The following is a 22681-nucleotide window of genomic DNA, read 5'->3' on the forward strand; positions in this document are numbered from 1 at the left end:
TGGGTCAGAGCGCCACATCCAGTGCATCGGGATCGACGCCGCGCTTTACTGCGGCGTCGCGCACGACCTGACGCAGGGCCGGGCTGCGCTTCAACAGCTTGCGAAAGCGCTCCTCGTCCAGCTTCAGCAGGGTCGAGGGCACGATGGCCTTCACCTCGGTCCGCAGCGGGTTCTTCATCAGCAAGAACATCTGCCCGAACATCTCGCCCCGGCCAAGCCGGTGGCGGACGCCCGCCGTCTCGGCCTCGACCGCGCCCGAGGAGATGAAATAGACCGCGCGCTCATGCGCATCCTTGCTCTGGATCACCTGCCCCGGCGCGGCATAGCGGGTCAGAAGCGCCCGGGACAGCGGCTTCAGCGTGGCATCATCCAGCCCGGCAAAGGCCGGCAGGCGGCGGACCAGTTCGAGCTTCTGCACCGCCAGATCAAGGTGCGGGCGGGCCTCGGAACTGGCACGGCGGGCGGCGATGCCCTGGTTGAGCGACAGGTGCAGCTCGTCCCCGATCAGCCCGTCCTCGTAGAAGGATTCGTATTCGCGCTCCTCCAGCCGCAGGGCCGTGCGGCGGATCAGCCGGCGTTCCAGTTCTTCGGCGAATTCCGGGAACTGCAGCCGCAGCCCCTCCAGCGTCTGCTCGACCTCTTCCATGCGACGTTCCAGCATCTCGTGCAGCAGGTCCGAGACCCGGCGGCCATGGATGCGGCGAATGCGGCGGTCGATGAAGCCATGCAGTTCCGACAGGATCTGGCGCTGTGCGATCAGTTCCTCGAAGCCGTTCGCGGTCATCCGCTCCAGCCCCCGCGACAGGCCGAGGCGGTTGTGGAGCGTCATGGCCACGCGCAAGCGTATCCCCGGTTGCAACCAATCGCGCGCGGCCCGGGCATAGCCCAACCGCCCACCGGTGCGCGCGCCCTCCATCACCCGATCGGCCTGGGCCAGCACCGTTTCCAGAATGCGGGCGGAGATCTCGCGCTCGCGGAAGGCTTTCAGCACCAGGTCCCTCTCGGCCCCGGCCAGCGCGATCAGGCCAAGCGTCACCCGGTCGCGGTCCAGGATGGACTCGGATTCCTCGGCCTTGGACACGGCTTCGTCCAGCCGCTGTGCAAATCGTTTTGCCTCGGATCGGACGGTCTCGCGGGTCAGGCGGAAGCCCTCGGCGGTCTGGGCGATATCCTCGCGCACCTGCTGCAGCGCCACGGCGACCACCTGATTGGAGAGCGCGCTGTCCAGGGGCGACAGCTTGCTGAGCCCCAGCCGGCGGATGACCCGCCGCAAGGTCGTCCCTTGCACGAAGAGGGTGAAAAGGGTGAAGCCGGTGGCCAGGATACCGACCTGCCGCTTGATGTCAGGATCGACGCGGAAATTCTCGGTCACCGCCAGCGCCAGCGCCAGCGTCACCGCGCCGCGAAGGCCGCCCCACAGGATTGCCACGCGGTAGGGCCGCTGCACTTCCGGCGAAAGGCGCAGCCGGGATAGGATCGGCAGCACGCCCCACAGGATCACCGCGCGGGCCACGAAGGCCGCGACGATGACCACGCCGATCAGCAACAGGTCGTTCAGCCGCGCGTCGCCCAGAAGGCGCGGGATCAGCAGCGCGGCAAGGATGAAGATCAGCGCCCCGGCCCAATGCGCCAGCGCCGCCCAGATCTGCCGCAAGTTGGCCCAGATCGCCGGTGACATCCGGCCCGGCCCGAGGAAGTTCAGCGTCATGGCCGAAACGACCACCGCGATCACGCCAGAGGCATAGCCGCTTTGTTCGGCGGCGATGAAGGCAAGGTAGGGCAAGGCAATGGAGAGCGAGATCACGGCCAATTCGTGCTCGGCCACCATGGCCATGACCGCAGCAGCAACCCGCGCCGCCAGCCAGCCGATCAGCGCGCCGCCCAGCATCAGCACCGGCAGGCGCAGCAGCGCCGAGCCGATGGTCGGGGCGGTCTCGCCGGTCATCACCAGCCCCATGAACAGCGAGAAAAGCGCGATGGCGGCGGCGTCGTTCAACAGGCTCTCGCCCTCGATGATCCGCGCCAGCCGCCGGGGTGCCGCGAGTGAGCGGAAGATGGCGACGACGGCCGAGGGGTCGGTGGTCGAGACAATGGCGCCGATCAGGAAGGCCGCGGCGAAGGGCATGGCCCCGGTCCAGCTGAGCGCCATGCCGACGAAGAAGGTGGCGATCAGCACCGCCACCACGGCGAGGACGAGGATCGGCACCCAGTCATCGGCCATGCGGCGCAGGTTCATCTCGATCACCGCCTGAAAGATCAGCGTCGGCAGGAAGATGTACAGGAAGACGTTCGAGCGGATCGGCAGCATCAGGATCGCCGCCGCCTGCTGGTTGAAGGCGTCGGTCAGCTCGGTCCTGAGCAGGAACCCTGCCCCGGTGGCGATGATGACCCCGATCAGCGCCAGAACCACGCTGAAGGGCAGACGCAGGCGAATGGCCAGCGGTTCGGAAAGACCAATGACCAGGAACAGCGACGCAATGATTGTCGTGATAACAACGATATCCATGCTGTTCTCTTACGCATCGTCAGGCTTTGAGGAAATGACATTCTGCTGATCGCGGCGGGAATGCGGCGCAGCCATCGCGGTCGGGGGCAGAATGCAGACCGGCCCCGGAGGACATGCGTCCGGGGCCGGCAGTTGTGAGAGTGCCGCTTACTCGGTCAGCAATGCGCCGAAATCGGCATCCAGCGTCGACAATGCGGTGGCGATGTGATCGCGCCGGGCCTTGACCCAGTCTTGCCGCTCCGTCAGGTCGGCACGGGCCTCGGTGATCATGCGGGTCATCTCGGCCGGTTGCGGGCCGCCGGCAGTGGCGCGGTTGCGGATGATTGCCACCGGGTCCAGCGTGGCGCGGAAGACCTCTTCGGTCAGCGGCAGTTCTTTCGCGTGATCAGTTTCGGCCACGGTCTCGGCATAGATGCGCTGTGCCTCGGCATAGGGGAAATCCAGCGGGCCAAGATTATTCGCGCGGGCATAGGTGACCACTTCCGAGGCGAAGTGATGGCCCTCGCGGAAGGGCAGCCCATGTTCGCGCATCAAGAGGTCGGCCAGTTCCTGCGAGGCGGTCCAGTCGCTGTTCAGTTCCTCCAGCGCCCGTTCGGGATTGATCCGCAGCGCCTTCAGCACCCGGTCGAGCCGCCCCAGCGCGGAGATGCCGGCATCGACCATGGCGGCATTGTCTTCGACCGATTTCGGGTCGGACATGCCGGGGGTGATGTTGTGGGTCTGGATCACCGGGCCCATTGCCAGCGCGATCGCCTGCGAGGCATCGCTGCGGGCATTGTTCAGGATGCCGGGATTGCGCTTCTGCGGCATGGCGCTGCTGACATAGGTGTTATCGCCACCCTCCTCCAGCAGGATCCACGGCCGGGTCTGGGCATATTGGGTCATCACGTCCTCGACGAAGTTCCCCACGTGCAACGAGACCGAGGTGACGATGCCGGCAACCTCGACCGGCTGGTCCATGGACGAGATCTGCGAGGCATCATAAGCGTTGTCGACCAGCGCGGCGAAGCCCAGATAGTCGGCCATGCGCTGGCGGTTCAGCGGCCAGCTGGTGCCGTTGAGAACGGTCGTGCCCATCGCCGAGCGGTCGATCCGGGCATAGGCCTCGCGGATGCGTTCGGCGTCGCGGGCAAGGCCCGCCGCATGGCCCAGCAGATAGTGACCATAGCTGTTGGGCTGGGCAGCCACGCCATTGGTATAGTTCGGCACCACGGTCTCGGCATGGGTCTCGGCCAGATCGACCAGCGTGGTCGAGGTCGCGTCCAACTGGCTGGCCAGGTCCAGCAGCTTGTCGCGCAGCATCGCGGCGCGATAGGTGGCGTGCATGTCCTGGCTGGACCGCCCGGCATGGACGAGGGTGACATCGATGCCGCCCTTCTCTATCCACAGCGGCTCGAAACTGATGACCGTTCCGGGCCGCTCGGCATCGGGCTGGTCGCCATCGGCGATGACCTGTGTCAGGGCTCCGGCGATCTCGGGGGCGAGCGCCGGGTCCAACAGCCCCTCCTGGCTGTTGATGACGACGCTGGCCTTGTTGATCTGCGAGAGCCAGAAGAATTCATCCCGTTGTTCGGGTTCGGACTGCGCTGCGGCCAGCGTGGCAAAGCCCGCAACCGTCCCGCCAAGCGTCAGCGCAATCAGCCGCCGTCCCATACGACCTTTCGGATTGTGATAGGTCATCGTTCCTCCTCTCAATGACATTCCTCGGGAGGAGAGTAACCGCCGGTCGCCGCCGCGGACTATTGTGGATTACCGCGATAGGCGGGAAACGCCGCTATCGCTTGGTCTCGCCGTTCATCATCGTCGCCAGCTCGATGCCGTTCCGCGCGCCCATCTTCTGCAAGACCCGGCTGCGATGCACCTCGACCGTGCGGATGGCGATGTTCAGCGTGTCGGCGATCTGCTTATTCAGCGCGCCTTTCAGCATCTCCTCCATCACCTCTTCCTCGCGGCCCGACAGCGAGGCCCGGCGCGCTGCCAGATCGCGCTGCTGCGCGGCCTCGGTCTCGTCGGCCTGATGCTGGTCGATGGCGCGCAGGGCCAGATCGACGATCTGGTTGTCGTTGAAGGGCTTTTCGAGGAAGTCGAACGCCCCGGCCTTCAGTGCCTCGACGGCAATCGGCACATCGGCATGGCCGGTCAGGAAGATCACCGGGGCGGTCATTCCCGCCGCGCGCAGCCGTGGAAAGACCTCGGGGCCGCTGAGCCCGCCCATGCGCACGTCGAGGATGACACAGGCACAATCTCCCAGTGGCTGCGCCGCCAGAAACGCCTCGCCCGAGGGCCAGACCTGCGAGTCGAGCCCGCGCGAGGCGAAGAGAAAGGCCAGCGCGTCGCGGATGGCCTCGTCGTCATCGACAATATGGATCATGTCCCTTCCTCTTCCTCGTGCTGCGCGGATCGCTGCAACGGCAAGGCGACCCGGAACACGGTCCCGCCGCCCGGCGCCGCGGCAAAGCTCAGCTGCCCGCGATGCAATTCCGCGACCGAGCGGCAGATCTTCAGCCCCATGCCCATGCCCTGCGCCTTGGTGCTGGCGAAGGCGTCGAACAGGCGCCCGGCGATCTCGTCGGAAATCCCGGCGCCGCGATCGGTCACCTCGATCACCGCCTGCCCTTCCTCGACAGCCAGCCGGATCTGCACGGTGTCGCCGCTGCGGGTCTCGGCCATGGCCTCCATGCCGTTGCGGATCAGGTTGATCAGCACCTGTTCCAACAGGATGCGGTCGGCCTCGATGACCGGCGCGACCTCGATCCGTGTCTCCAGCGTGACCCGGTGCTCGCGCGCATCGGCGGCCAGGAAGCCCACCGTCTCGGCGACCACGGCATCCAGTGGCGTGGGGGCAAAGCGCGGTTCGCGCTTCTTCACCAGATCCTGGATATGGCGGATGATCTTGCCGGCGCGGTCCGCCTGCACCCCCAGCTTGCGATTGGCCTCGGCCAGCATCGCCGGATTGCTGCCCGGCCGCTCGAGCAGGTTCGACATGCCGGCGGAATAGGAGGCGATGGCGGACAGCGGCTGGTTCAGCTCATGGGCAAGAGTCGAGGCCATCTCGCCCAGGGTCACCAGCCGGCCGGTGCGGGCCAGCGTCTCGTCCTGCTGGCGGGCATTGCGTGCGGCGCGCTTTTGCTCGGTGATGTCGATGATCGAGCCCATCCAGCCGCGATGCCGGCCCGCCGCATCGATCAGCGGCGATTCGAAGACCTGCACATCGATCATCTTTCCGTCGCGGTGACGAAAGCGGGACTCGAAGCTTTGCTGGACCGGACCGCCCTCTTCCAGCTTTCGGTGCCGGGCCTCGGTCTCCTCGATCCGCAGTGGGTCCCAATAGGGCATCGGCGGCTCGCGCCCGACCAGCTCCGCGGCCTCCCAGCCAACCAGATCGCAGAAGGCGGAATTGACATAGAGGATGCGCCCGTCATGGTCGCGCGCCCTGAGCCCGACGGTCAGGCTTTCCTCCATCGAGCGACGGAACGCCGTCTCGCCGCGCCAGCGTGCCTCGGCCGCGCGGCGGCGGGCGGCGTTGCGGAAAAGGACCAGCAGGGCAAGGATGGCAAAGCTGGCCAGCGCCGCGATCGCCCCCATCATGAGCGCAGAGCGGACGGCGGCGGGGGCGTCATAGGCGGTGATGGTCAACAGCGTGCCGCGCAAGGGCGGGTCGAAGCTGATGCTGTGCGAGGGGTTGCTGTCCGGCGGCTCGACCCGCTGGCGGGTGGCGAAATCGGTTCCGGCCGCATCTCGGATGCGCGCGCCATATTGCTCGGCGATCCACCAGGGCACATGCCGGTCGAGCAGCAGCTTGAGCGAGGTCGTGGCGGTCACGAAGCCCGCGCCACCTTCCAGCGGCAGTCCCATCGTCACCGTGCCATCGGGCTGCACCGCGCCGTAAACCGGGCGCACGGCCTTGCGGGCCGAACCGGCCAGGAGCCGCAGCAGGTCGGGATCGCCGGTTGGCCCCAGCCCCGGCACCACCCGCAAGGGCTGGCCGGCGCCGTCATACCAGTTGACCGACAGGATCTCGGGATTGTTGGCGATGTGCAGCCGGGTGCGGGCATCCAGCGCCGCCACATCGGCGCCGCCCGCCGATTCCAGCGACAGCCGGGCCAGCATGTCCTCGTCCATCGACATCTGGAAGCGCAGCGTCTGCTCGACCCAGAGCGCATCGGTGGCCAGCTTGATCCGCGCCTGTTCCGTCTCGTTGCGGCTGACGGCCCAGACCACCGCCGCAACCAGCGTCACCAGCGCGATGATCGCCACCAGCGGCACGATGGACAGCATGTCCCAACGACGACCCGGCTGCTGCCCGCCTTCGGGCAACCAGGGGTCGCCGGGCAGTGCGCCTTGCACGCGGCCACCGCGGCTGCCCTTCGCCAGACCGATCCTGTCGCGCACGCCGCAGATCCCCCTATTGCGGGAACCCACAATAGCGATGCAGGTTTCGTCGTGGCAAGAGCTTCCGGACCGCCGGGAGGGCGGAACCAACGGAGGATATCCCATGCTGAACCGTCGCAGCTTTGCGCGCCTTGCCGGCGCTGCCGTGATTGCCCTGTCTGCCGCGCTGCCGGCGCTGGCGCAGGAACCGATCACCATCAAATTCAGCCATGTCGTCGCGCCCGATACGCCCAAGGGCAAGGGCGCCGAGAAGTTCAAGGAACTGGCCGAGCAATATACCGAGGGCCGGGTCACGGTCGAAATCTATCCCAACAGCCAGCTCTACAAGGACAAGGAAGAACTCGAGGCGCTGCAACTGGGCGCGGTGCAGATGCTGGCCCCGTCGCTGGCGAAGTTCGGTCCGCTTGGCGTCCAGCAGTTCGAACTGTTCGACCTGCCGATGCTGTTTGATGGCCGCGACCAGCTGCGCAAGGTGACCGAGGGCGAGATCGGCAAGGAAATGCTGGGCCTTCTGCAGGACAAGGGCATCACCGGGCTGGCCTATTGGGACAACGGCTTCAAGATCATGTCGGCCAACAGCCCGCTGCAGGTGCCCGATGACTTCCTCGGGTTGAAGATGCGCATCCAGTCCTCGAAGATCCTCGAGGCGCAGATGGAGGCGCTTGGCGCCGTGCCGCAGGTCATGGCCTTCTCGGAGGTTTACCAGGCGCTGCAGACCGGCGTGGTCGACGGCACCGAGAACCCGCCCTCGAACATGTATACGCAGAAGATGAACGAGGTTCAGAAGCACGCCACGCTGTCGAACCACGGCTATCTCGGCTACGCGGTGATCGTGAACAAGGCCTTCTGGGACGGGCTGCCCGAGGACGTGCGGGCCGAGCTGGACAAGGCGATGGCCGAGGCGACCGTCTATGCCAATGGCATCGCCGAGGAAGAGAACAAGCTGGCGCTGCAGGCGATGATGGATGCCGGCACCACCGAGTTCCACGAGCTGACCGAGGAAGAGCGCGCCGAATGGCAGGAAGTGCTGCGCCCAGTGCACGAGGAAATGGCCGACCGCGTCGGGCCCGAGCTGCTGCAAAAGGTCTATGACGCGCTGGGGACCAACAGCTGACCCCGGGGTCGCTGAACCCGGCACACGGACCACCCTTTCCTGACCAACTTCCCTGACACGTGGGGCGCCCCGCTGCGGCGCCCCCATACCCCCGAGGTTTGCCATGTTCCTGCGCATCCTCGACCGCTTCGAAGAAATCCTCATCTCGGTGCTGATGGCCCTCGCGGTCATCCTGATCTTCGTTGCGGTCGTTCATCGTTTCTCGATCGGCTTTGCCGCCGATCTGGTCGGTTGGGCCCGCGCCCATGAGATGCCCGGCCTGCAAGACACCGCCCGCTCGGTCTTCAAGGCGATCAACTCGATCAAGCTGACCTGGGCGCAAGAGGCCTGCATCTACCTGTTCGTCTGGATGGCCAAGTTCGGCGCCGCTTATGGCGTGCGGATCGGCATCCATGTCGGCGTCGATATCCTCGCCGAGAAGCTGGAGGGCCGGGCCAAGACCATCATCACCACCATCGCCATGTCGGGGGGCATCCTCTTCACCGCCATCATCGCCTGGATCGGCACCGATTTCGTCTGGCATGTCTATCACGGCGGACAGACCTCGCCCGATCTCGAGCTGAAGATGTGGATCATCTATCTGGCCGTGCCGCTGGGTTCGGCGCTGATGTGCTTCCGCTTCATCCAGGCGCTCTATCTCTATCTGACCACCGGCTACATCGCCCATCACGACCTCGGCGCGGTGGATGGCATCGAGGACGAGGCCGAGACGGCCGCGGAGGGCAAGGCATGACCGCACTCATCATCTTTCTGATCCTTGCGGCCCTGCTGGTCACCGGCATGCCGGTCTCGATCGCGCTTGGCCTGACGGTCTTTTCCTTCCTCTTCGGCTTTACCCAGATCCCGATGGACAGCATCGCGCTGAAGCTGTTCACCGGCATCGAGAAGTTCGAGATCATGGCAATCCCGTTCTTCATCCTCGCCGGCAACTTCCTGACCCATGGCGGGGTGGCGCGGCGGATGATCCGCTTTGCCACGGCGATGATCGGGCACTGGTATGGCGGCATGGGTCTGGCCGCGGTCTTCGCCTGCGCCCTCTTCGCGGCGATCTCGGGCTCCTCGCCCGCAACCGTGATGGCGGTCGGCTCGATCCTGATCCCGGCCATGGTCAAGCAGGGCTATCCGCCACAATTCGGCGTGGGTTCCATCGCCACCGCCGGCGGGCTTGGCATCCTGATCCCGCCCTCGATCGTGATGGTGATGTATTCGGTCGCCACCTCGGGCATGGTCGTTACCGGCCCCGATGGCGAGACGGTGCTGTCGGCCTCGATCGGCACGCTGTTCATGGCCGGCGTCATTCCCGGCCTGATGCTGGCGACGATGCTCGGCGGCACGACCACCTACCGCGCCTGGAAGAACGGCTATCCGCGCATGCCACGCGCAAGCTGGGGTGAGCGTTGGCAGGCCTTCCGGTCCTCGGTCTGGGGTCTGATGCTGATCGTCATCATCATGGGCGGCATCTATGGCGGGATCTTCACGCCGACCGAGGCCGCTGCTGTCAGCGCCGTCTATGCCTTCGTCATCGCCGTCTGGGTCTACAAGGACATCAAGCTGCGCGACGTGCCGCGGGTGCTGCTCAGCTCGGCGGCGATGGCGGCGATGCTGCTCTATATCATCACCAATGCGGTCATGTTCGCCTTCATCCTGACCAGCGAACAGATCCCGCAGGCGATGTCGTCCTGGATCGTCGACCTGGGCCTTGGCAAGATCGGCTTCCTGTTGATCGTCAACGTGCTGCTGCTGTTGATCGGCATGGTGATGGAGCCTTCGGCCATCGTCCTGATCATGGCGCCGATCCTCTATCCGGTCGCCGTCAAGCTGGGCGTCGATCCGGTGCATTTCGGGATCATGATGGTGGTCAACATGGAGATCGGGCTGTGTACGCCACCCGTGGGGCTAAACCTCTATGTCGGCTCGGCGATCTCCCGGCTTGGGCTGACGCAGGTCAGCAAGGCGGCGATCCCGTGGCTGCTGACGGCGCTGATCTTCCTGATGCTGGTGACCTATATCCCCGAGATATCTCTGTTCCTGCCACAGATGCTGGGCATGAACTGAGGATCCCAACACGGATGACACACGGAGACGGGCGGGCCATTGGCCCGCCCGTTCTCATGTCGGCAGCACCCAGTCGGCCTCGTCAAAACGGGTCAGCGCGGCGATGGCATCATAATCACGCCGGGTCGCGCCAAGGACGGCAAAGCCGGTCGCGTGCCGGGCGCTGTCGGCGGTGCTGGCCACGCGACCGCCTGCCGCCTCGATCAGCGCATAGGCAGCGAGGCAATCCCAGAGGCTCATGCGCGGCTCGCAATAGCCGACCAGCCGGCCAGCGGCGACATAGGCCAGCATCAGCGCCCCCGAGCCATAGCGAACCCAGGCGATGTTGCGGGCCGCAAGCTCGCCATGCAGGTCCGCGAGCCGCGCCGGTGGCACGCGGTCATTCGCGCCCAGCCCCAGCAGGCCCGAGGTGAGATCGAAGCGTTCGGTCACCCGGATCGCCCGCCCGTTCAGTGTCGCCCCAAGGCCGCGCCCGCCCAGGAACATCTCGTCCAGAACCGGCGCGAAGATCGCGCCCATCAGCGGGCCATCGGCATCCATCAGCCCGATCGAGACGCACCAGCCGGGCAGACCGTTCAGGAAGGGCGCGGTGCCGTCGATCGGGTCCACCACCCAGGTCAGCCCGCTACGCCCGGGCATTAACCCATATTCCTCGCCCAGCATCGCATCCTCGGGATAGGCGGAGAGCAGTTCAGACCGGATCAGCTCCTCGACCTCGCGGTCGGCAATCGAGACCATGTCGGTCAGCGACCGCTTGGTCTCGATCTCCAGCGCGTCGCGGCTATGGAAATGGCGCAGGGCCAACGCCCCCGCCTTTCGGGCGATCTGCTCCACCTGCGCCAGCCGTGCGGCAAGGTCGATCTCTGTCAGCATGTTGTCCCCTCAGGCGATCAAAGCCGCGCCGCCCGGCCGCAGGCCCAGCCTGACCGGTGCCCCCTGCGGCAGCGGGTCGGTGCCGCTGCTGTCCATGACGAACAGCCGGCCGGCCGGTCCGTCGATCTCGTATTCGATATGGTCACCCAGATAGGCGGCGCTGACCACGCGCCCCTCGAGCCCCGGCCCCTCCCCCGTGACGGCAAAGGCATTCGGCCGAACCGCCAGACGTGCCGGACCGGGCGCCGCCCTGCGTGCGGGCAGGTCAAGCTCTGCCGTTCCGACGCGGATGCGCGCCTGATCGCCGCCCACCGCCAGCACCTCGCAATCGATGACATTCGCCTCGCCGATGAAATCGGCGATGAACTCCGAGGCGGGGGATTCATAAAGTTCGCGCGGGGTGCCGTCCTGCGCGATGCGACCGTCCTTCATCACCACGATCCGGTCCGAGACCGCCAGCGCCTCGTCCTGGTCATGGGTCACATAGACGGCGGTGAACCCCAGCCGCTGCTGCAGCTCGCGGATCTCGGTGCGCACCCGGCGGCGCAGGCGCGCATCGAGGTTCGACAGCGGCTCGTCGAGCAGCAGGACCTGCGGCTCCAGCACCAGCGCGCGCGCGACGGCCACCCGCTGCTGCTGCCCGCCCGACAGTTCCGAGGGCAGCCGGTCGCCGAGACCCGAGAGGCCCACAAGCTCCAGCCCCTGCCCTGCCGCCGTCCGCGCCTCGGCCCGTTTCAGCCCGCCCGATTCCAGCCCGTAGGCAACATTGTCGATCACGCTCATATGCGGGAACAGCGCATAGCTTTGAAACACCATGGTCACGTCGCGCCGGTTGGGCGGCAGGCGGGTCACATCCTCGCCACCGATCAGGATCGCGCCTTCGCTCGGCGTCTCCAGCCCCGCCAGCATCCTGAGCGTCGTGGTCTTGCCGCAGCCCGAGGGGCCCAGCAGCGTGACCAGTTGCCCCGGCTCGATCCGCAGGTCCAGCTGCGGGATGGCGGTGAAGGCGCCGTAATTCTTGCGCACGGCGCGAAACTCGACCGCGCCTCTCTGGGCGTTGTTCATGCGCTTGCCTCGCTTGCGACAGGAGGGGTGGGGCGGCGGCGCAGCCGGCGCTCTCCGACCAGGAGTTGAAAGCCGCCGATGACACTGATCATCACCACGATCAGAACCGAGGAATAGGCGATGGCCACGCCATATTGCCCATTCTCGACCAGCCCGACGATATAGGCCGTCGCCATGTTGTACTTGGCCGAGACGAGAAAGATCACCGCCGAGATCGAGGTGATCGCGCGCACGAAGCTGTAGACCAGCGCGGCGATGATCGCCGGGCGCAGCAGCGGCAGGATCACCCGCCGAAGCGTTCGCCCCGAAGTCGCGCCAAGCGTCAGCGAGGCCTCGTCGAGACTGCCATCCAGCTGCGCCATCGCCGCCACCCCGCCACGCACACCGACCGGCATGTTACGGAAGACAAAGCAGACGATCAGGATCAGCGCGGTGCCGGTCATCTGGATCGGCGGCAGGTTGAAGGCCATGATGTAGCTGATGCCGATCACCGTACCGGGGATGGCAAAGCTCATCATCAGCATGAATTCGAACACCGATTTGCCGGGGAATTTCTGCCGCGCGATCAGCCATCCGGTCACGAGGCCCACGGCGGCGGTCAGCGGCGCCGCGATCAGCGCGATCAGCATGGTGGTCCAGAAACTGTTCCACGCCACGCCGGTCCAGCGGAAGCCGCCCTCGAAGGTGACGCCGAAGGCGCGGGCGTAATGGTCCAGCGTCAGGCTGTGATCCAGACCCCAGATCTTCACGAAACCGCCGAACAGGATCATCGCGTAGACGATGACGGTGAAAGCAGCCCACGCGGTGACAATGCCGATCACCGGCACGGCGACACGCGCCGGCAGCATGGCATGGCTGCCGCCATCGCCCTTGCCGCCGACGGTGGCGAAATTGCGCCCCGAGAGCCAGAGCCTCTGGGCCAGAAAGGCCGAGAGGGTGAACATCAGCAGAACCGCCGCCAGCACCGCCGCCCGCGAGGGATCGTTCTGTGCGCCGACGACCGAGAAGAAGATCTCGGTCGACAGCACCCCGCCCGAGCCGCCCAAAACCAGCGGATTGCCGAAATCGGCCATGCTCTCGATGAAGCCGATCAGGAAGGCATTGGCCAGCCCCGGCGCCATCAGCGGCAAAGAGACCCGGCGGAAGGTGCGCCAGCGGTCCGCGCGCAGGGTCTGGCTGGCTTCCTCCATCGAGGGGCTGACGCCATCGACCACGCCAATCAGCACAAGGAATGCGATGGGGGTAAAGCTGAGCACCTGCGCCAACCAGATGCCGGTGAGGCCGTAAAGCCAGCGCCCCAGCTCCCATCCGGTGGCGGCCTCGATCATCTGGGTCAGCGTGCCCGAGCGCCCCAGCAGCATGGTCAGCGCCAGACCGACGACGAAGGGCGGGGTGATGATCGGCAGCACGGTCAGCAGCCGCAGACCCTTCTTGAAGGGAAAGCGGGTGCGAGTGGCGGCCAGCGCGAAGGCCAGCCCGAGCGCGGTGGTCGCCGAGGCGGTGCAGAGCGCCAGGAACAGCGTCCGCCAGGCCACGCCGCAATAGCCGCCTGTCAGGCAGGAGAGGCTCCAGATCTTCGGATCGCCGATATTCTTCAGCACGCCTGCCGAGGTGAAGGAGCCATCGAAATCCTGGAAGGCGACGATGAAGATCGACAGGATCGGGTAGAAGACGAAGACCGCGACCAGCAGGATCAGCACCGCGATCGCGGTCAGGATGAAGGCATCGCCCTTCAGCGCCCCGCGCTCGGCCGCGCCGAAGGAAATGAGGCAGGTGAAGACCAGCCCCAGCAACACCGCCCCCGCGCCGAAAGCCGGCTGGCCCGCGACCTCGCCCAGGGTGGATTCGAGCAGGCCCCAGTTCCAGCCGCGCGTGCCGACCGACAGTCCCTCGACCGCCAGCCAGATCAGCCCGGCAACGCCGAGCCGCATCAGCCAGTGCCCACGCGCCGGACCGGCCGGGCGTGTCAGCCGCAGCCACAGGGCCAGCGCGACAAGGACCAGCACCGGCCAGAGCTGCCAGCGGCCTATCGCTGCCTGCAGCGCGCCTGGCCAGAGATCGGCCTTGCCCGGCAGGTCGCCCAGCCAGCCAAGACCGAAGATGCCGCCCCGGACCTTGTACCAGGGCAGGATCAGCAGCGCGAGGATCGCCACCGCAAGCGCCCTGTCCAGCCGCCGGTCGTCAGCACGCATCAGCGGCATCCCCTTTCCATCTGGATCGGACGGCAGGGCAGCCCTTTCCGCCGATCATTCAGCCGCGGCACGCCCGCCGACATCGCTGTCCCAACGCGACAGCAGCGCCTGCCGCCGCTCGGACGAGCCATACTCGGCGAAGTCATAGTCGATCAGCTTGATCTGGCTGAGATCGGGTGCATGTTCCGAGGCCACGGCCGCCTTGTTCGAGGGCAATTGGAACGAGCCGGCTGCGGGCATCAGGTTCTGCACCTCGGGAGTCAGCACCCAGTCGTAGAAGACCTTGGCCTCGTCCGGGTTCTGCGCCCCCTCGATCAGCGACATCGAGCCGACCTCGTAGCCGGTGCCCTCGCAGGGCGCGACGGTCTTGATCGGGAAGCCCTCGACCGATTGCGACACGGCGTCATGCATGAAGACGATGCCCAGCCCCGCCTCGCCCCGCGCCGCCGCCTTGACCGGGGCTGAACCCGACTTGGTATATTGCGACACGTTGGCGTTCAGGCTTTTCAGATAAGTGAAAGCCTCCTCCTCGCCCATCAACTGCACCAGCGTCGCGAGCGCCGTGTAAGCCGTGCCCGAGGAGTTCGGATCGGCGATCTGGATCTCGCCCTTCAGCGAAGGGTCCAGAAGATCCGCCCAGCAGGTCGGTTCCTTCAAGCCCTTCTTCTCGAAGATCTCGGTATTATAGCCCCAGCCCAATGCGCCACTGTAGACGCCGACGGTGCGATAGCCCGAGGTCTCGGCCTGCTCGACCGCCCAGTCCTGCAGGTCCGGCAGCAGCGGCGACTGGTATTCCGCGGTCAGCCCGTCGGCGGCCGCCTGCAGATGCGGATCGCCGGTGCCGCCCCACCATAGGTCGGTCTGCGGATTGCGCGCCTCGGCACGAACCTTGGCATAGGCCTCGCCCGAGGACATGCGGACCATGTTCACGCTGATATCGGAATGGGACGCCTCGAACTCGGCCACCAGCTTCTCGCAGATGACCACATCGGCCGAGCAGATCAGGTTCAGTTCGGCAGCGAGCGCGCCCGAGGCCGGCAAGGCCAGAACGGCGCCGGCGGTGGCGGCGGCAATACGGATCTTCATGATGTTCCTCCCTTGCCCCTGTCGGGGCAGCCCTTTTTGCAAAGCTGTGCAATCAGGTTCCGTTGCGAATCGCCAATCTGTCAAGAAATTTCAGGAAGGTTTCGCTTTCTTGCTATCGCTCCCGTCGGTATGGTTCTGCACAGGATTGCAGCCGCTCGCTGAGGGAGCCACCGATTGCGCAAGAACGCCGTCAGCGCCAAGGATGTCGCCGAGTTGGCGGGCGTCTCGCGGGCGGCGGTGTCGCGCTGCTTTACCCCCGGGGCCAGCATCTCAGCCGAGACCCGTGCGCGCATCCTGAAGGCCGCCGATCAGCTGGGCTACCAGGTGAACCGGCTGGCCAGCGGACTGATCCGCAATGAAAGCGGGCTGGTGGCGCTGATCGCCTCGGAGATCGCCACCCCCTATCGCTCGGAACTGCTGTCGGCGCTGACGCAGGCGCTGCAGCAGGCCGGCAAGCTGGCGCTGGTCATCAATACCGACCGCTCGGATGACAGCGTGGAACGCGCGCTGCGGCAGGCGATCAGCTATCGCACCGACGCGGCGATCTTCCTTTCCGGTATGCCGGCGCGTTCGCTCAGCGAGACCTGCCTCAGGAACGGGATGCGGCTGGTGCTGATCAACCGCGACGAAGAGCGCCCGGGATCGCTGCGCGTACGCATCGCCGATGCCGAGGCTGGCCGTCGCGCCGTTGCCCTGCTGGTCGCCGCCGGCTGCCGCCGGCTGGCCGTCGCCACCTCGAGCGCCGATACGCCGAGCCTCAAGGAACGTGAACGCGGTTTCATCGAGGCGGCGCGGGGGGCAGGGATCGACTGGACGGCACTGCGCGGCGGGCCGACCTCGTACCAGACCGGGCAGGACCTGGGCATGGACCTCTTGACCCGGCCCGAGCGGCCGGACGCGATCTTTTGCACCACCGACCTGATGGCCTGCGGGATTGCGGATGTGGCCCGCTGGCGGCTGGGGCTGGCGATCCCGCAGCAACTGTCGCTGATCGGTTTCGACGACATCGCCCAGGCCGGATGGGACGGCTATGACCTGTCAACCTTCCGCCAGCCGGTCGACGAGATCGCGGCGAAAAGCGTGGCCTGGCTGTCAACGGTCGCCGACGATCACCCGGCCGACCTGATGATCGAACCTAGGTTGGTGATGCGCGGTTCGCTGGCGCGGAAGAATCACACCGTATCGAGATACAGCTCCACCGTCTCCTCGTCCGACAGTTCCGCCATGTAGTGCAGTTCCTGGCGCTTGGTCATCAGGTAGTTCTCGATGAGATGGGCGGGGAAGATACTCTTGATGTCGGGGCAGCTGGCGAAGGCCTCGATCGCTTCCTGCCAGGTGCCGGGCAGCTGGTCGAGCTTCTGGTCATAGGCGTTGCCCTGGAAGGCCGGGGTCGGTTCCAGCTTTTCCTCGATCCCGTTCAGCGCCGCACCGAGGATGGCGGCGACGGTCAGGTAGGGGTTCACGTCACCGCCGGCCACCCGATGCTCGATCCGGCGGGCCTTGGGACCGGATGAGGGGATGCGGATCGCGGCGGTGCGGTTCTCGTAGGCCCAGCCAATGCCGGTCGGCGCGTGGGCATTGGGGACCAGCCGGTCATAGGAATTCTCGTGCGGGGCAAAAAGCAGGGTCGAGCCGGGCATGGCGCGCAGGCAGCCGCCGACGGCGTGGCGCAACTGGTCGGTGCCCGCATCGCCGCCATTGTCGAAGATGTTCTTGCCCGCTTTGGTCAGCACCGAGAAATGCATGTGCATCCCGTTGCCGGGCCACATGTTATAGGGCTTGGCCATGAAGCTGGCGGCAAAGCCGTATTGCCGGGCGACGCCCTTGACCAGCATCTTGAACAGCCAGGTGTCATCGGCGGCCTTGAGCGGGTCGGCCTGATGCATCAGGTTGATCTCGAACTGCCCCGGCCCGGCCTCGGAGATGGCGGTATCGGCAAGGATGTCCATCGATTCGCAGGCATCGTAGAGCGAGGTGAAGAACTGGTCGAAGGCGTCGAGCGCGCGCAAGGACAGCACCTCGCCCCCGGTCCGGCGCTTGCCCGAACGCGGGCTCGGCGGCACGCGCAGCGTGCGGCCGGAATCGTCGATCAGGTAAAACTCCAGTTCGGTCGCCACCACCGGCACCAGACCGGCGGCGTCATAGCGCGCGACCACCTGCGCCAGCGCCTGCCGCGGGTCGCCGTCATAGGGCCGGCCATCGGGATGAAACATCCACAGGGGCAGCAGCGCCGTCGGCGCATCGAGCCACGGCATGGGCAGGAAGCCGCGCTCGGTCGGCAAGAGCACGCCATCGGGATCGCCGGATTCGAAGACCAGCGGGCTGTCCTCGATATCCTCGCCCCAGATGTCGAGGTTGAGCACCGAATAGGGGAACTTGGTCCCCTCGGTCAGCACCTTCTCGGCAAAGCGGGCGGGCACACGCTTGCCGCGCGCGACCCCGTTCAGGTCGGCGGCGGCAATGCGGATCGTCTTGACCTCAGGGTGTTCCCTCAGCCAGTCCATGAATTCACCTGATCAGTTGCGGTCGGTATTTGATGCGCCTGGTGGCGCCGGGCAGATGCCGGTTCAGCCGCCGGTTCACGATTCCGAACAATCCGATCAGAAGCAGCGTCAGCAGGATGAAGTAGCCTGCGACGATGGGATAGGCGACGAAGGGGTTGAAGGTATTGTCGGCGAAGTAGTCGGCGTAATAGAGGCTGTCGCCCCTCTGCTGGAAGGCCGGGAAGCTGGCGAAGAAGACCAGCGTGGTGGCGTGGAACAGGAAGATCGCCTCGTTGGTATAGGAGGGCCAGGCCAGCCGCATCATGGTCGGCCAGACGATCTTGCGGAAGCGTTTCCAGCCGGTCATGCCATAGGCATCGGCCGCTTCGAGATCGCCCTTGGGCACCGATTGCAGCGCACCATAGAAGATCTGCGCCGAATAGGCGGCGGTGTTCAGGATCAGCACGATCAGCGCGCCAGCCCAGGCCCGGGTCAGCCAGCCCGTTGCAATGGTGATGCCGAAGATGTTGATCCCCTGCTTGGGCAGCATGACGAGCGCCGCATAGGCGAGGAAGAACTGGATGAACAGCGGGCTGCCCCGGAACAGGAAGATGAAGCCGTTCGCGGGTTTTCTCAGCCAGGGATTGGGGCTGGCCTTGGCCAAGGCCAAGCCATTGGCGAGGAAGAAGCCGAAGAACAGCGCCAGGATGCCGAAATAGAGGTTCCAGATCAGGCCCGAGCCGATCAGCACGAATTGCTGGCAGAGGTCGAAATCCGAACGCGGCAGCAGCCGCTCGCCAATGCCGATCGAGCGCAGGGCATAGTCTTGGAAGGTCTGAGCGCAGCTCATGTCGTACCTGCCTTGCGCAGCGCTTCGCCTGCCAGTGTCGCCTGTCCGCGCGACAGCCGCCCGGTCAGCCGATGGATGATCTTTTCCGAGATCCAGGTCATGAACAGGTAGAAGACCAGCAGGAACAGGAAGTAGTAGAGCCGCCAGTCGGGATGGGGATAGGCAAAGGCGCTGGTCTTAGTGCCGCCCAGTTCGCGCGCCCAGTAGACGATGTCCTCGATGCCAAGGATGAACAGCAGCGGCGTCGCCTTGATGAGGATCATCCACAGGTTCGACAGGCCCGGAATGGCATAGGTCCACATCTGCGGGATCAGCACCCGGCGATTCACCTGGCGGGGCGACATACCATAGGCCTCGGCGGTTTCCAGCTGCGCGCGCGGGACCGCCTGCATGGCGCCGTAAAGGACGTTGGCGGCGAAAGCGCCGAAGACCACGGCAAAGGCCACGACAGCGGTGGTAAAGCCATAGGCCTGATGCACCCATTCGGGGCTGTTCGACAGCGGCAGCTTGGCCGCGGCGCAGACGATGAAGTCATTGCCCTGCCGCACCGGCGCATCGCTGTCGCACAGCACCTTGTGGCGCATCCATTCCAGCCCCTGGTCCAGCGCGATGGGCACGAAGAGGAAGAAGATGATATCGGGAATGCCGCGCACCATGGCGGTATAGGTTTTGCCGAAAAGCCGCAGCGGCGCGAAGCCTGATCGCGCGGCCATCGCCCCACCAAATCCGAACAGCAGCGCGATAGGGGCGGTGATGGCCAGAAGCGCCAGAACCGTGCCGAAACTGGCATAGAACTGCAGATGCGTGCTGGATGTGAGATAACACATCAGCCAGGACAGGCCTTCAAGCGAGGCCGGATCGGAGCAATGGGCGAACATGATAAGTCCTGGCTTGCCGCCGCCGGTGTCAGGCCGGCGGCGGCGGCTTCAGATCATTCGAACAGCTGCGAGTCTTCGCCGAACCACTTCTTCAGCATCTCGTTCAGCGAGCCGTCTTCCTTCATCGCGGTAATGGCCGCGTCGAATTTTTCCTTCAGCTCGTTATCCGACTGGCGCAGGCCCATGCCGATGCCCTCGCCCAGCTTCACCGTGTCAAAGCCATCGACCCAGACCAGCTCGCCATTCGACTGCTCGACCAGCGGCTTCAGATAGTCCTTGTCGGCAAAGACGGCGTCAGCCTCGCCATTGCGGACGGCGGCCACAGTCTCGTCGGGGGTGGCGAATTCCATCAGCGTCGCGCCCGATTCGGCGACATGGCTGGCCTGAATGGTACTGGTCTGCGCGGCAACGACGCCGCCCTTGATGTCGGCATCCGCGGCCAGCGCGGCATAGGCCGAAGGCAGGCCCGGCGTGTAGGGCTGGGTGAACTGGATGACCTTCTTGCGTTCCTCGTTGATGTTCATGCCCGCCATGATCGTGTCATAGTTCGAGGAAACGAGGTTCGGGATGATCGAATCCCAGTCGTTCTTGACCCAGGTGCAGGTCAGTTCGGCCCGCTTGCACAGCTCGTCGCCCAGCTCGCGCTCGAAGCCGTCGACCTCGCCGGTCTGGTCATTGATGAAGTTGTACGGAGGATAGGCGCCCTCGGTGCCCATGCGGACAGTGTCCTGCGCCAGGCCCATGCCCGCGGTCAGGGCCAGAGCGGCGGCGGCAAGCATCAGTTTCTTCATGTTTTTTTACTCTCCTGTTGGAATCTTTATCAAGCGACCATGGTGGCGCTGAGAAATTGCTGCAACCGTTCGGTCTTGGGGGCGCCGAACAGTTCGGCGGGCGGGCCTTCCTCGCAGATCAGGCCCTGATGCAGAAAGACGACATGGTCACTGACATCCGCCGCAAGGCGCATGTCATGGGTGACGATGATCATGGTGCGATGCTCGCCGGCCAGGTCCTTGATGACCTTGACCACTTCCTGCTGAAGTTCCGGGTCCAGCGCGCTGGTCGGCTCGTCAAAGAGAAGCGCGGTGGGCTGCATGCAGAGCGCCCGGGCGATGGCCGCGCGCTGTTGCTGCCCGCCTGAAAGCTGGGCTGGCCAGTTGTCGGCCTTGTCGCCGATGCCGACCTTGGCCAGCAGCGAACGGGCGCGGGTCTCGACCTCCGCCGGGTTCTCGCCCAGCACCGTCACCGGCGCCTCCATCACGTTCTGCAGGATGGTCATGTGCGACCACAGATTGAACTGCTGGAACACCATGGACAGGTTGGTACGGAACCGGGTCACCTGCGCCCGGTCAGCCGGATGGCGGTGAAGCCCCGTTCCCTTCCAGCGAACCTCTTCGCCATTGAACAGGATCTGGCCCTGCTGGCTGTTTTCCAGAAGGTTGCAACAGCGCAGCAAGGTCGACTTGCCCGAACCGGAGGACCCGATCAGGCTAAGCACATGACCGCGCGGCGCGGTCAGGGACACGCCCTTGAGCACCTCAAGAGAGCCATAGGCCTTGTGGAGATCCCGGATCTCGATGACCGGGGCGGGGGATTGGGGCGCGTTTGTCTGCATCGTTCGGGCATAGGGCGATATTATTTCGCCAAATGCAACGGTCACATCGCTCTCGCCATGTCGGTTAATTCGGGCAATCTGCCCGGAATTCCGGCCGGAGCGGCGTCTCAGAGGATCTCGACGCTGTATTTCTCGATGACCGTATTGGCCAGCAGACCCTCGCACATCCGGGCGACCTCGGCCTCGGCGGCGGCCTTGTCGGCACCCGTCAGGTCAAGCTCGATCACCTTGCCCTGACGCACGCCGCTGACCCCCTTGTGGCCCAGCCCGGCCAGGGCATGGCGGATCGCCTCGCCCTGGGGATCAAGGACGCCGTCTTTCAGCATGATGGTGACACGGGCTTTCATCGGCGGCAGTCCTTTAGTTGATCAGCGTCGGTTTGGTCAGATTGGCGGTATTGGCGGGCAGAACGCCAAGGCGGCGGGCCACCTCGGTATAGGCGTCGGTCAGGTTGCCCAGATCGCGGCGGAACACGTCCTTGTCCAGCTTCTGGCCGGTCTTCACGTCCCACAGCCGGCAGCTGTCGGGGCTGATCTCGTCGGCCACGATCAGGCGCATGAAATCGCCGTCCCAGATGCGGCCGATCTCGATCTTGAAGTCGATCAGCTTGATACCGACACCGTAGAACACGCCCGAGAGGAAGTCGTTCACGCGCAGCGCCAGCGACACGATATCGTCCAGATCCTGCTGGCTGGCCCAGCCAAAGGCGACGATGTATTCCTCGCTGACCATCGGGTCGCCCAGCTCGTCATTCTTGAAGCTGTATTCGACGATGGGGCGCGGCAGCGCGGTACCCTCTTCCAGCCCCAGGCGCTTGGACAGCGAACCCGCGGCAAAGTTGCGCACGATCACCTCGAGCGGGATGATCTCGACCTGGCGGATCAATTGCTCGCGCATATTGATGCGGCGGATGAAATGGTTGGGCACACCGATATTGGTCAGCCCGTTCATGAAATATTCCGACAGGCGGTTGTTCAGCACGCCCTTGCCTTCGATCGTGGCCTTTTTCTGGGCGTTGAAGGCGGTCGCATCATCCTTGAAATACTGGATCAGCGTGCCGGGCTCGGTGCCTTCGTAAAGGATCTTGGCCTTGCCTTCGTAAATCTTCTTGCGCCGCGGTGCCATGCGTGACCTGTCCTTTCGGGTGTCGCCCCTGAGCTTGCGCTATAGGGCATGGACGGGGTCAGGGGCAATAAGGGTTGCGGCAAGGCCCGGCAATGGGCATATCAGGTTCACGTTTTTTGCTGGAGGCCTGAATGACCACCTTTGACGACCGCGAACGTTCCTACGAGACGAAATTCGCGCTGGATGCGGAACTGCGCTTCAAGGCCGAGGCCCGGCGCAACCGGCTTCTGGGCGAATGGGCGGCCGGGCTTCTGGGCAAGGAGGGCGACGCCGTGCGCGCCTATGCCATGACCGTGGTCACCTCGGATTTCGAAGAGCCCGGCGATGACGATGTCTATCGCAAGCTCGCCGGCGACCTGGAAGGCCGTGCCGACGAGAAGACCATCCGCACCAAGATGGTCGAGCTGATGATCGAGGCCAAGAAACAGGTCATCGACGAGGCGCGCTGAG

At 65.4% G+C, this 22681-nt stretch carries 20 protein-coding genes; 5 read left to right on the forward strand and 15 right to left on the reverse strand.

What is annotated here, in order from left to right; genetic code table 11:
* Positions 1–4: 4 nt before the first annotated feature.
* The 4 genes from CX676_RS09590 to CX676_RS09605 form a co-directional block, all read right to left on the reverse strand.
* A complete protein-coding gene (locus tag CX676_RS09590) occupies positions 5–2506 on the reverse strand; it encodes a cation:proton antiporter (RefSeq protein WP_101752415.1) in 2502 nt (833 codons plus the stop codon).
* 147 nt (positions 2507–2653) lie between these two features.
* Positions 2654–4186, reverse strand: coding sequence for an argininosuccinate lyase (locus CX676_RS09595; RefSeq protein WP_198590313.1), 1533 nt, complete (start codon positions 4184–4186; stop codon positions 2654–2656).
* Between the two features lie 94 nt (positions 4187–4280).
* Positions 4281–4877: a response regulator transcription factor gene (locus CX676_RS09600; protein ID WP_101752417.1), complete on the reverse strand. Its 597-nt coding sequence runs from the start codon at positions 4875–4877 to the stop codon at positions 4281–4283.
* Positions 4874–6898 (reverse strand): sensor histidine kinase, encoded by a 2025-nt coding sequence (locus tag CX676_RS09605; protein WP_232816636.1) that lies wholly within the window; start codon positions 6896–6898, stop codon positions 4874–4876. Before CX676_RS09605 ends, CX676_RS09600 begins: the two co-directional genes overlap by 4 nt.
* Before the next feature lie 103 nt (positions 6899–7001).
* Between CX676_RS09605 and CX676_RS09610 the strand changes: the two genes are divergently transcribed.
* The 3 genes from CX676_RS09610 (at position 7002) to CX676_RS09620 (ending at position 10067) form a co-directional block, all read left to right on the forward strand.
* The gene (locus tag CX676_RS09610; protein ID WP_101752419.1) at positions 7002–8012 is read left to right on the forward strand and encodes a TRAP transporter substrate-binding protein; all 1011 of its coding nucleotides are present in this window, start codon (positions 7002–7004) and stop codon (positions 8010–8012) included.
* Positions 8013–8115: 103 nt separating this feature from the next.
* A complete protein-coding gene (locus CX676_RS09615) occupies positions 8116–8745 on the forward strand; it encodes a TRAP transporter small permease (RefSeq protein WP_101752420.1) in 630 nt (209 codons plus the stop codon).
* Positions 8742–10067 carry a TRAP transporter large permease gene (locus CX676_RS09620; RefSeq protein WP_101752421.1) on the forward strand — a complete coding sequence of 442 codons (1326 nt, stop codon included), beginning with the start codon at positions 8742–8744 and terminating at the stop codon, positions 10065–10067. The genes CX676_RS09615 and CX676_RS09620 overlap by 4 nt, the downstream gene beginning before the upstream one ends.
* Positions 10068–10121: 54 nt before the next feature.
* Here the strand turns inward: CX676_RS09620 and CX676_RS09625 are convergent, their stop codons facing one another.
* From CX676_RS09625 to CX676_RS09640, 4 genes are read right to left on the reverse strand one after another with little or no spacing between them, the layout of a single operon-like run.
* The gene (locus CX676_RS09625) at positions 10122–10940 is read right to left on the reverse strand and encodes an inositol monophosphatase family protein (RefSeq protein ID WP_101752422.1); all 819 of its coding nucleotides are present in this window, start codon (positions 10938–10940) and stop codon (positions 10122–10124) included.
* A gap of 9 nt (positions 10941–10949) precedes the next feature.
* Positions 10950–12005 (reverse strand): ABC transporter ATP-binding protein, encoded by a 1056-nt coding sequence (locus CX676_RS09630; RefSeq protein ID WP_101752423.1) that lies wholly within the window; start codon positions 12003–12005, stop codon positions 10950–10952.
* Positions 12002–14197, reverse strand: coding sequence for an ABC transporter permease (locus tag CX676_RS09635; protein ID WP_101754246.1), 2196 nt, complete (start codon positions 14195–14197; stop codon positions 12002–12004). Before CX676_RS09635 ends, CX676_RS09630 begins: the two co-directional genes overlap by 4 nt.
* A gap of 54 nt (positions 14198–14251) precedes the next feature.
* Entirely contained in the window at positions 14252–15283 is a 1032-nt protein-coding gene (locus CX676_RS09640; RefSeq protein WP_101752424.1) for an ABC transporter substrate-binding protein, read from the reverse strand.
* Positions 15284–15457: 174 nt separating this feature from the next.
* On the opposite strand from CX676_RS09640, the gene CX676_RS09645 reads away from it, so the two are divergent.
* Positions 15458–16513: a LacI family DNA-binding transcriptional regulator gene (locus CX676_RS09645; protein WP_101752425.1), complete on the forward strand. Its 1056-nt coding sequence runs from the start codon at positions 15458–15460 to the stop codon at positions 16511–16513.
* On the opposite strand, the gene CX676_RS09650 is transcribed toward CX676_RS09645, so the two are convergent.
* The 7 genes from CX676_RS09650 to purC all read right to left on the reverse strand — a co-directional run bounded on the left by CX676_RS09650 (position 16456) and on the right by purC (position 22231).
* Entirely contained in the window at positions 16456–17787 is a 1332-nt protein-coding gene (locus CX676_RS09650; protein WP_101752426.1) for a glutamine synthetase family protein, read from the reverse strand. The two genes, CX676_RS09645 and CX676_RS09650, sit on opposite strands and share 58 nt — an antisense overlap.
* A gap of 4 nt (positions 17788–17791) precedes the next feature.
* A complete protein-coding gene (locus CX676_RS09655) occupies positions 17792–18616 on the reverse strand; it encodes an ABC transporter permease (protein WP_101752427.1) in 825 nt (274 codons plus the stop codon).
* On the reverse strand, positions 18613–19494 hold the full coding sequence (locus CX676_RS09660) for an ABC transporter permease (protein ID WP_101752428.1): 882 nt from the start codon (positions 19492–19494) through the stop codon (positions 18613–18615). Before CX676_RS09660 ends, CX676_RS09655 begins: the two co-directional genes overlap by 4 nt.
* Positions 19495–19547: 53 nt before the next feature.
* The gene (locus tag CX676_RS09665) at positions 19548–20285 is read right to left on the reverse strand and encodes a transporter substrate-binding domain-containing protein (RefSeq protein WP_101752429.1); all 738 of its coding nucleotides are present in this window, start codon (positions 20283–20285) and stop codon (positions 19548–19550) included.
* 29 nt (positions 20286–20314) lie between these two features.
* The gene (locus CX676_RS09670; protein WP_101752430.1) at positions 20315–21106 is read right to left on the reverse strand and encodes an ABC transporter ATP-binding protein; all 792 of its coding nucleotides are present in this window, start codon (positions 21104–21106) and stop codon (positions 20315–20317) included.
* 107 nt (positions 21107–21213) lie between these two features.
* The gene (purS, locus tag CX676_RS09675) at positions 21214–21453 is read right to left on the reverse strand and encodes a phosphoribosylformylglycinamidine synthase subunit PurS (RefSeq protein WP_101752431.1); all 240 of its coding nucleotides are present in this window, start codon (positions 21451–21453) and stop codon (positions 21214–21216) included.
* A 13-nt stretch (positions 21454–21466) separates the two neighbouring features.
* Positions 21467–22231 (reverse strand): phosphoribosylaminoimidazolesuccinocarboxamide synthase, encoded by a 765-nt coding sequence (purC, locus tag CX676_RS09680; protein ID WP_101752432.1) that lies wholly within the window; start codon positions 22229–22231, stop codon positions 21467–21469.
* Between the two features lie 131 nt (positions 22232–22362).
* Between purC and CX676_RS09685 the strand changes: the two genes are divergently transcribed.
* Positions 22363–22680, forward strand: a complete 318-nt coding sequence (locus CX676_RS09685; RefSeq protein WP_101752433.1) for a DUF1476 domain-containing protein — start codon at positions 22363–22365, stop codon at positions 22678–22680.
* Position 22681 lies beyond the last annotated feature (1 nt).

It is taken from the genome of Paracoccus zhejiangensis (genome assembly GCF_002847445.1).
Lineage (GTDB): Bacteria > Pseudomonadota > Alphaproteobacteria > Rhodobacterales > Rhodobacteraceae > Paracoccus > Paracoccus zhejiangensis.

Bases quoted from the DNA above. Each gene is read 5' to 3' on its own strand.
- CX676_RS09590 (WP_101752415.1), bottom strand. From the start codon at position 2,506: ATGGATATCGTTGTTATCACGACAATCATTGCGTCGCTGTTCCTGGTC.
- CX676_RS09595 (WP_198590313.1), bottom strand. From the start codon at position 4,186: ATGACCTATCACAATCCGAAAGGTCGTATGGGACGGCGGCTGATTGCG.
- CX676_RS09600 (WP_101752417.1), bottom strand. From the start codon at position 4,877: ATGATCCATATTGTCGATGACGACGAGGCCATCCGCGACGCGCTGGCC.
- CX676_RS09610 (WP_101752419.1), top strand. From the start codon at position 7,002: ATGCTGAACCGTCGCAGCTTTGCGCGCCTTGCCGGCGCTGCCGTGATT.
- CX676_RS09615 (WP_101752420.1), top strand. From the start codon at position 8,116: ATGTTCCTGCGCATCCTCGACCGCTTCGAAGAAATCCTCATCTCGGTG.
- CX676_RS09620 (WP_101752421.1), top strand. From the start codon at position 8,742: ATGACCGCACTCATCATCTTTCTGATCCTTGCGGCCCTGCTGGTCACC.
- CX676_RS09625 (WP_101752422.1), bottom strand. From the start codon at position 10,940: ATGCTGACAGAGATCGACCTTGCCGCACGGCTGGCGCAGGTGGAGCAG.
- CX676_RS09630 (WP_101752423.1), bottom strand. From the start codon at position 12,005: ATGAACAACGCCCAGAGAGGCGCGGTCGAGTTTCGCGCCGTGCGCAAG.
- CX676_RS09635 (WP_101754246.1), bottom strand. From the start codon at position 14,197: ATGCGTGCTGACGACCGGCGGCTGGACAGGGCGCTTGCGGTGGCGATC.
- CX676_RS09640 (WP_101752424.1), bottom strand. From the start codon at position 15,283: ATGAAGATCCGTATTGCCGCCGCCACCGCCGGCGCCGTTCTGGCCTTG.
- CX676_RS09650 (WP_101752426.1), bottom strand. From the start codon at position 17,787: ATGGACTGGCTGAGGGAACACCCTGAGGTCAAGACGATCCGCATTGCC.
- CX676_RS09655 (WP_101752427.1), bottom strand. From the start codon at position 18,616: ATGAGCTGCGCTCAGACCTTCCAAGACTATGCCCTGCGCTCGATCGGC.
- CX676_RS09660 (WP_101752428.1), bottom strand. From the start codon at position 19,494: ATGTTCGCCCATTGCTCCGATCCGGCCTCGCTTGAAGGCCTGTCCTGG.
- CX676_RS09665 (WP_101752429.1), bottom strand. From the start codon at position 20,285: ATGAAGAAACTGATGCTTGCCGCCGCCGCTCTGGCCCTGACCGCGGGC.
- CX676_RS09670 (WP_101752430.1), bottom strand. From the start codon at position 21,106: ATGCAGACAAACGCGCCCCAATCCCCCGCCCCGGTCATCGAGATCCGG.
- purS (WP_101752431.1), bottom strand. From the start codon at position 21,453: ATGAAAGCCCGTGTCACCATCATGCTGAAAGACGGCGTCCTTGATCCC.
- purC (WP_101752432.1), bottom strand. From the start codon at position 22,231: ATGGCACCGCGGCGCAAGAAGATTTACGAAGGCAAGGCCAAGATCCTT.
- CX676_RS09685 (WP_101752433.1), top strand. From the start codon at position 22,363: ATGACCACCTTTGACGACCGCGAACGTTCCTACGAGACGAAATTCGCG.